The 8793-nt window shown below is 48.9% G+C and carries 6 protein-coding genes and 2 tRNA genes; 3 read left to right on the forward strand and 5 right to left on the reverse strand.

The genetic code is table 11. The features are described from left to right. Positions 1-28: 28 nt before the first annotated feature. Both Q0698_RS08040 and acnB read left to right on the forward strand, forming a co-directional pair. The gene (locus Q0698_RS08040; protein ID WP_298635534.1) at positions 29-856 is read left to right on the forward strand and encodes a hypothetical protein; all 828 of its coding nucleotides are present in this window, start codon (positions 29-31) and stop codon (positions 854-856) included. Between the two features lie 224 nt (positions 857-1080). Beyond that, a complete protein-coding gene (acnB, locus tag Q0698_RS08045) occupies positions 1081-3678 on the forward strand; it encodes a bifunctional aconitate hydratase 2/2-methylisocitrate dehydratase (protein ID WP_298635536.1) in 2598 nt (865 codons plus the stop codon). Between the two features lie 149 nt (positions 3679-3827). On the opposite strand, the gene Q0698_RS08050 is transcribed toward acnB, so the two are convergent. From Q0698_RS08050 to Q0698_RS08060, 3 genes are all read right to left on the reverse strand, one after another. Then, complete coding sequence (locus Q0698_RS08050; RefSeq protein WP_298635537.1) at positions 3828-5303, reverse strand: NAD(P)/FAD-dependent oxidoreductase; 1476 nt, start codon at positions 5301-5303, stop codon at positions 3828-3830. A 110-nt stretch (positions 5304-5413) separates the two neighbouring features. Then, positions 5414-6205 carry a putative RNA methyltransferase gene (locus Q0698_RS08055; RefSeq protein ID WP_298635539.1) on the reverse strand — a complete coding sequence of 264 codons (792 nt, stop codon included), beginning with the start codon at positions 6203-6205 and terminating at the stop codon, positions 5414-5416. Between the two features lie 54 nt (positions 6206-6259). Next, positions 6260-7108 (reverse strand): MBL fold metallo-hydrolase, encoded by an 849-nt coding sequence (locus tag Q0698_RS08060; protein WP_298635541.1) that lies wholly within the window; start codon positions 7106-7108, stop codon positions 6260-6262. Between the two features lie 266 nt (positions 7109-7374). Between Q0698_RS08060 and guaC the strand changes: the two genes are divergently transcribed. Then, positions 7375-8418: a GMP reductase gene (gene guaC / locus Q0698_RS08065; RefSeq protein ID WP_298635543.1), complete on the forward strand. Its 1044-nt coding sequence runs from the start codon at positions 7375-7377 to the stop codon at positions 8416-8418. Positions 8419-8620: 202 nt separating this feature from the next. Here the strand turns inward: guaC and Q0698_RS08070 are convergent. Together Q0698_RS08070 and Q0698_RS08075 are read right to left on the reverse strand one after the other, a co-directional pair. After that, positions 8621-8696, reverse strand: a tRNA-His gene (locus tag Q0698_RS08070). A gap of 21 nt (positions 8697-8717) precedes the next feature. Next, positions 8718-8793, reverse strand: a tRNA-His gene (locus Q0698_RS08075).

The following is an 8793-nucleotide window of genomic DNA, read 5'->3' on the forward strand; positions in this document are numbered from 1 at the left end:
TCAACCTCGCGCCACGTAGACTAAGAAAATGACCGAGACCTTTAACCCAAGCAAACTCATCAGCGCTTTCGACCAGCTTGCCTCGCAAAGCACGGCGATTGTTAAGCAACTATCACCCGAAAGTTGTTGGCAGCAAGACGAACCCTATCTCTGTAGTTTAGCTTCTAGTTTAAGCGATTATTTCTATCGCGACGGCGACGACGGACGCGCAACGAGTCAGTGTTGCGGGGTGATATGTGGTGCTAATAACGCCGAGATCGTGGCGCTAAACGAGTCCAAAGACCGTTTTAAGGCACTCATTGCGAACTATCGTGCGCAATATCCAAAAGAAACAAGGTCCTGGCAGCGATCCATTTTTGCCACCCACTCTGATGCTCGCCAATCCCTCGCCGATTCGGCCCACGGTCGGTTAAATCTGAAAGCCTGTTGGCGCCGCGTTCGCGTCATTGACCAGCCGGTGAAGAGCGTTAGTTACGCTTGGTACAAGAACGGGCGTTCCATTAAACGGGTGGATTACCAACAGGTAGTTGATCGCCTTGAAAGACTTGATCGTCAGGGTGTAGATATCCAGCAGGCGTGGAGCACCTTAGCGGGAATTAGCTCAACCACAGAACTCTGCATCGTGCAGAAACAGGCACCGCTGATACGCGCTAACGTTCGCCTCGGTAACGGCGAGATGACCGCCTTCAACTGCTCTACCCCCATTTTTTTAACGGCGCAAGATTTCCTTCCCTTGATTAAACCACTTCCGGCCTCCGACGAAAAAACACCACGAAAATCTCGCAGTGATCAACGCATTGACAGTGTGCCGCTCATTCCAATGCTTCGAGTCCATCGCTATTTAGCTGCCAAATAGACGCTTTGTCCCGCTAAGTAGAAGTTTTATCCCGCTTATAATCGCTGTGAATAGTGCAGGAATCCCCCATCAGTTCTATGATTATTAACAATTACTAAGCAACCTAGCTATTTAACGCCCTAGGCCGCTTAACTTAAGGCGCAGAATTCATTAGAATAGCGCCACTAAAAATTAGACTAACAACGAGGCCATTGGGGTTTCGTTTCACTTTAGAGGAATTAGTCGTGCTTGAAGCGTATCGTAAACACGTTGCAGAACGTGCTGAGCAAGGTATCCCACCTCTCCCGCTTAACCCACAGCAAGTTGCTGAGTTGGTTGAGCTACTAAAAAACCCACCGGCTGGTGAAGAAGCTACTCTCGTTGAATTAATCAGCGAGCGCGTGCCGCCAGGTGTTGATGAGGCTGCTTACGTTAAGGCAGGTTTCTTGACTGCAATCATTAATGACGAAGCTAACTCGCCGGTTATCACTAAAGCCGATGCCGTTAAACTGCTTGGTAACATGCACGGCGGTTACAACATCGAGACTTTAGTTGCTCAGCTCGACAACAGCGATCTTGCCGAAGCTGCAGGTGAAGAACTGAAGCATACTCTGCTAATGTTCGATGCCTTCTACGATGTTGAAGCCAAAGCAAAAGCTGGCAATGCCGTAGCGCAGTCGGTAATGGAATCATGGGCCAACGCAGAATGGTTCACTAACCGCGAGGCAGTAGCCGAGTCCGCTAAAGTGACGGTATTCAAAGTAACTGGTGAAACTAACACCGACGATCTTTCGCCAGCGCCGGACGCATGGTCTCGCCCTGATATCCCGTTGCACGCACTGGCAATGTACAAAGTTGCTCGCGAAGGTATTCACAACGCCAAAGAACAGATTGAAGAGCTTAACAAGAAAGGTCACCCAGTTGCCTTCGTTGGTGATGTTGTTGGTACGGGCTCATCGCGTAAGTCAGCTACCAACTCTGTACTGTGGTACACCGGTGACGACATTCCAGGAACGCCGAACAAACGTGGCGGCGGGATCTGTATTGGCGGTAAGGTTGCGCCGATCTTCTTCAATACCATGGAAGATGCTGGTGCACTCGTATTCGAAGCGCCAGTTGATAAGCTTGCAATGGGTGACGTGATTGAGATTCGCCCTTACGACGGCAAAATTCTCAATGCCGAAACGGGTGAAGAGCTATCTAGCTTCGAACTCAAGTCCGACGTTATTCTGGACGAAGTTCAGGCTGGCGGTCGTATCAACCTAATTATTGGTCGTGGTTTAACGGGTCGTGCTCGCGAAAGTCTAGGACTAGCGCCTTCTACCGTATTCCGTGTTCCTTCTGAGCCAGTAGCGACTAAAGCTGGTTATACGCTTGGTCAGAAGATGGTCGGTAAAGCCTGTGGCGTTGAAGGTGTTCGCCCGGGAACTTACGTTGAACCAAAAATGACAACGGTAGGCTCTCAGGATACTACGGGCCCTATGACGCGCGATGAACTAAAGGATCTTGCCTGTCTAGGTTTCTCCGCTGACCTCGTGATGCAGTCATTCTGTCACACCGCGGCTTACCCAAAGCCAGTTGATATTGATACTCAGCATACACTTCCAGACTTTATGATTAACCGTGGCGGCGTTTCACTTCGTCCAGGAGACGGTATCATTCACTCTTGGTTGAACCGCATGCTACTTCCGGACACCGTGGGCACTGGTGGTGACTCTCACACCCGTTTCCCAATGGGTATTTCATTCCCAGCGGGTTCTGGCTTGGTAGCATTCGCTGCTGCAACGGGTGTTATGCCACTTGATATGCCGGAATCGGTATTGGTTCGCTTCAAAGGTGAAATGCAGCCCGGTATCACGCTTCGTGACTTGGTCCACGCGATTCCTTACTACGCTATCCAGGAAGGTCTACTAACCGTTGAGAAGAAGGGTAAGAAAAACATCTTCTCTGGTCGTGTCCTAGAAATTGAAGGCCTAAAAGGTCTTACCGTTGAGCAGGCGTTCGAGCTTTCTGATGCCTCTGCAGAGCGTTCAGCTGCTGGCTGTACCATCGCTCTTGACGAAGATTCAGTTGCTGAGTACCTGACCTCTAACATCACCATGCTTCGCTGGATGATTGCCCAAGGCTACGGCGATGCGCGTACCTTAGAGCGTCGTGCCCGTGCGATGGAAGAGTGGCTTGCTAACCCAAGTTTGATGAAAGCTGATGCCGATGCTGAGTACACTGCAGTGATCGAAATTGATCTTGCTGAAGTTACTGAGCCGATTGTTTGTGCACCAAATGATCCCGATGACGCGCGTCTACTTTCTTCTGTTGAAGGTGACAAGGTTGACGAAGTATTCATCGGTTCATGTATGACTAACATCGGTCACTTCCGCGCCGCTGGTAAGCTACTAGACGAACAGCAAGGTTCTGTTGCAACTCGTCTATGGCTATCACCGCCAACCCGCATGGATGAGCACACCTTGATGGAAGAGGGTTACTACAACATCTTTGGTCGTGCTGGCGCTCGTACTGAAATGCCGGGCTGTTCATTATGCATGGGTAACCAAGCACGTGTAGGCGCTGGAACGACTGTTCTATCAACCTCTACCCGTAACTTCCCGAACCGTTTAGGTGATGGTGCTAATGTTTACCTAACCTCAGCCGAACTCGCTTCTGTAGGCGCCATTCTTGGCCGCCTGCCTACGCCAGCTGAGTACAATGAGTACGCAGGTAAGCTTGATTCGATGGGTGCTGAGATCTACCGCTACATGAACTTCGATCAAATCGAAAGCTTCCAAAAAGCAGCTGCTGATGGCAAACGCATCGCGGCAGTTCAGATTGATGAAGTAAAAGCTTAATCACTCTGAACAAAAAAGGAGCCGAAAGGCTCCTTTTTTTTGCTTTGTCTAAACTTGAGCCAACCAACAACTCTTAAGCTATTTCTGCCCTAGAGCAAGATGATAGCGCCGTATTAAGGCACTGCGCGGCTCACTAATCTATAAAGCGTTTAGCTGTACTTTAGTACATCGTCATCGAGGCTAGCCGCTGGAAGCTCTGAAACTTCGCTGTAGTAGTCTTGACTGAACTGCCATGGCGAGCGATCTCCCTGCTTCGGCATAAGGTGTCCGGCACGCTGCAAATAACCCGGATTGAAGTCATCAGGGGAAATGAAAGGCTTACGCTCCATATCTGCATCGGAGACGCGAAGTTCTGGCGTCACCACACTAACACCCTTCTCGTCCATGTGGTTCAGTAACCTACATACATACTCAGCAACTAACTCCGCTCGCATTGTCCAGCTAGTTCGAAGATAACCAAAGATGTTAATGAAGTTAGGCATCCCCGAAAACAACACTCCGCGATAGGTGGTCATTGAGGCAAAATCAACGGGTTCGCCCTCTAAGCTGACTTGCACACCGCCGACCATTGCTAAGTTAAAGCCAGTAGCGGTAACAATGATGTCTGCTTCGAGTACCTCGCCACTCTTGAGTAATATTCCATTGCTGACAAAACGATCGATCTGATCGGTCACAACCGAAGCCTTACCGGTGTTAATACCCGCGAAGAGATCACCATTAGGCACACAGGCAATTCGCTGCTGCCAAGGTCGGTAGCTCGGCGTAAAGTGCTTCTCGATGTCAAACTCCTCACCCAGAAAGCCACGAACAGTCTTCAATAGCTCGGCTTTAACAATATCTGGATAGGCATTCGAAGCTTCGTGAATTTGCTTGGCGTCGAATAAAATCTTCTTACGAACAATATCGTGAACTAACGCTTCAGGTACATCAATTTGACGAAGCGTATCCGCTAATTCGTTCTTATTCTCCAACGGCACGAAATAGGTTGGCGAACGCTGCAACATGGTAATGTGCTTAGTGTCCCCGGCCATGGCTGGGATGATTGTCGCTGCCGTGGCTCCCGAACCAATGACCACAACCTGCTTATCGCTATAGTCTAGATCCTCTGGCCAGTGCTGCGGGTGGATAATCTCACCATCAAAGTCACTCATTCCCGGGAATTCAGGGGTATATGGTGTTTTATGATCGTAGTAGCCGGCGGCCATCCAAAGTACATTCGTTTCCAATACAAACGGCTGGTTCTCGGGACCAAATACGCCTTTGATTACCCAGCATTTCTTTGCCGCCTGCCAGTCCGCACTGGCAATCTTATGATTGAAGTAGAGCTGATCATTCAGTTTACTTTCAGTGATCACCTCGCCCATGTAATTAAGAATTTCTTTGGCTGAGGCAATAGGTACGCCCGTCCAAGGCTTAAAACTATAGCCGAAGGTGTAAAGGTCGCTGTCAGAACGCACGCCGGGGTACTTATGGGTTAGCCAAGTACCGCCATAGCTATCCATACCCTCTAGGATCATAAAATCGTGGTTTGGGCACTTCTCTTTCAAATGATAAGCAGAAGCAATACCGGAGATACCTGCCCCGACAATTAGCACATCTGTTTTATATTTTTTTGCTTGGACCATTAGGCACTATTCCCAATAAAATTGAATAAGCAAAAACTACCACGGTCAACGCAATAGCCTTTGTCACCCAAGTAACACTTGAGCGCAAAAACCGCGCTATCCTAGGGTTATTATAGTGTGGGCGACCAGATACGCCCAACCACCGAAACTGTGACGCGCCTAGGCGGTGCATCAAGCAGCATGGCGAGCTTATCCTTCGGGGCTCGATAATAGTGGGGCGTCATAGCCAGCAGCTTCTGTATCATCTCTGCATGATCTATTTGCAGCTCGAACTCAATTGGAATTTCGCATTCCAAGGTACAGTTTGCTAAGGATGGAATAGAGGCGGCTTTGATCTCTGTGTAGAGCGCTTCTTTTAGTTCAATAAGATGGTCCCGCGTTGGGTCTACCGTAATAATTCGTCCGCCGGGTTGAAGCACGCGACTAAACTCCGCTTCAACGGGAAAGCCAAAGAGCGACAGTACCGCAGAAAACTGTTGATCTTGGTACGGAAGATCCCGATTGGAAGCGACCGTGAATTCTACGCCAGAGTATTGCCGCGCCGCCGACAAAACCGCCTCTTTGGAGATATCACTACCACATATTTCACCACAGTATTGAGCTAGCGCATTGGTGTAGTAGCCCTCTCCACAGCCTGCATCAAGCACGTTGGCAGAAATTCCGTCTAACAATTGCGCAATACCCGCAACAATTGGCTCGTAAAGACCAAGCGATAACCATTCACGGCGCGCTTTCACCATTTCCTTGGAGTCACCTGGATTCTTTGAACGTTTATTCTGAACTGGTAGGAGGTTTAGATAACCCTGTTTAGCACGATCAAAGCAATGGCCGTTGGCACAGTGAACAGGGGTAGTATCAACCTGCAAGGCCTGTTGACAGATGGGACAACGAAAGCGCGCCATAAAAGCTCCTAATAATCAGCTATTCATTATAACGCGCTTTGCGGGGACTTCTAACTACTCGTTGATATCGTTATAGAGCGTGGTAATCCAACGTTCATTACTAATGAATTGCCAACCCCAGTCGCTCCACTTAGCGGGAACATCTTCGTCGATCAACTGTTCTAACGTCTTACCGTCTGCCTTTGCGGCAGTCATCCAAGCGATGGAATCACCCAGCATCATTTGGAAATTTTGATAGTCTGCTAAGGTTGCTAGGTCGCCGTGCCCTGGAATGATTTTAGTTTCAGCATCCATGTTAGTAATCATTGCGGTAACGGCATCATAGTAGCCTTGAACACTCCCACCGCTATCAAGATCAACGTAGGGAAAGCGGTCTTTGAAGAATAGATCGCCAGTATGAACCACATTAAGATCGTTCCAAATTACGATGGTATCACCATCCGTATGCGCTGGACCTGGATGAACGAGTGAAATGTGCTGACCATTCAAATAGACCTCCATTGCCGAGGAATAAGTGAGGCTGGGTAAGCCTGGCTTATCCGCCGCCTCTAAACGAGTACGGACGTTATTATGCGAGAGGATGTGTGCATGAGCTTCCCAAAACGGGTTACCGCCAGCGTGATCACCATGGTAGTGAGTATTTAAAACTAAAGTCGTATCGTAGCCTGGGAACTCAGCTTCAATTGCTGCGTAGTGACGTTCGGATAATTCAGAGAACTGAGTATCAATAACGACAACCCCATCATCCCCGAAGCTCAATCCAATGTTTCCACCTGCACCAAAAAGAACCCAAATATTATCTTTTACTTGGCTAAAACTTAACTCGACATCTGCAAATCGATCCTGTGACATCGCCAAATTCGACACTAACAACATACTTATCACTGCAAACAGCTTTTTCATTATATAAATCCCTAAGAGTTATGCTAAGGATCAACTTTACGAGAGTCGTCACCCTTCGCGCCTCAGTAGTTCCCGCATAAACGCTCACACACAACACTTTGTTAGCGATTATGCCTACTTCGACTAAGCTACTAAGAATTAACTATTGAACATCACTCACTAATTTATAATAATCCGCGCGTATGAGCCCAAGCTTGCCATTTTCGGCGACTTCCGCCGGCCCAAGAGCTTATACGATCATGACTTAACTTATTGAGAGAACGATCATGCACGTAGAGAATGACATTAAACTTGGGTTCAAAGACGTACTCATCCGTCCGAAGCGTTCGACGCTTAAGAGCCGTTCGCAGGTTAGCCTGGAGCGCACCTACACATTCCGTAACAGCGGCCAAACTTGGACTGGTGTACCGCTAGTTGCGGCGAATATGGACACCGTAGGAACGTTTGAGATGGCCACCGAACTTGCCAAGCACAAATGCCTGACAGCGGTTCACAAGCATTACACTATCGACGAATGGAACCACTTCCTAGCGTCAGCTGACCCGTCGATTTTCGATCATATTATGATTAGCACTGGCACTTCAGAAAGTGATTTCGAGAAGATCTCTTCGGTCATTGCTACTAATCCACAACTTCGCTTTATCTGCATTGACGTCGCTAATGGTTACTCTGAACACTTCGCTGATTTCGTTCGTCGAGCGCGTACTGCATTTACCGACAAGATCATTATGGCGGGTAACGTGGTAACCGGAGAAATGGTTGAAGAGTTACTCCTTTGCGGAGCTGACATTATTAAAGTTGGTATCGGTCCTGGTTCAGTCTGTACAACTCGCGTAAAAACGGGTGTCGGCTATCCGCAGCTTTCTGCCACTATTGAATCTGCCGATGCAGCACACGGTCTTAGTGGCCATGTGGTTTCCGACGGTGGTTGTTCATGTGCTGGCGATGTAGCAAAGGCGTTTGGCGCAGGTGCTGACTTCGTCATGATCGGCGGCATGTTCGCTGGGCACGATGAGTCTGGTGGTAAGACCGTCGAACGCGATGGCAAGGTATATCGTCAGTTCTATGGCATGTCGTCATCTACCGCAATGGACAAGCACTCGGGCGGTGTAGCGAATTATCGAGCCTCCGAAGGTAAAACGGTAGAAGTACCTTATCGCGGCCCAGTCGTTAATACGATTAGCGATATACTCGGTGGCGTCCGCTCAACCTGCACCTACGTTGGTGCTTCGCAACTGAAAGAGCTCTCTAAGCGAACTACCTTCATTCGCGTCCAAGAGCAGGAAAACAACGTTTTCGGAAAGGAATAGCTTTTTCGAAGCTGAAACGGGGTGCCTTAGGGCGCCCTTTTTTTTGCGCTGATTCCAGACATTGGCAATGGGTAGTATGGAATGTCAACCCGACAACGCGAACGATGACTAGTGAAAAGCAATAGTTTGAGCGGCATAGGAATACACGCTGTAAATAGCTTGATGCGAGAAGTAAATAGAATAGCGAAGAAGCTGGATAAAATGGGGTGGACGATGGGGCTCGAACCCACGACAACCAGGATCACAACCTGGGGCTCTACCAACTGAGCTACGCCCACCATAACTGGTGGTTTAAAATATGGGGTGGACGATGGGGCTCGAACCCACGACAACCAGGATCACAACCTGGGGCTCTACCAACTGAGCTACGCCCAC

Source organism: uncultured Umboniibacter sp. (assembly GCF_947497555.1).
In the GTDB taxonomy this organism is placed as follows: Bacteria; Pseudomonadota; Gammaproteobacteria; order Pseudomonadales; family DSM-25080; genus Umboniibacter.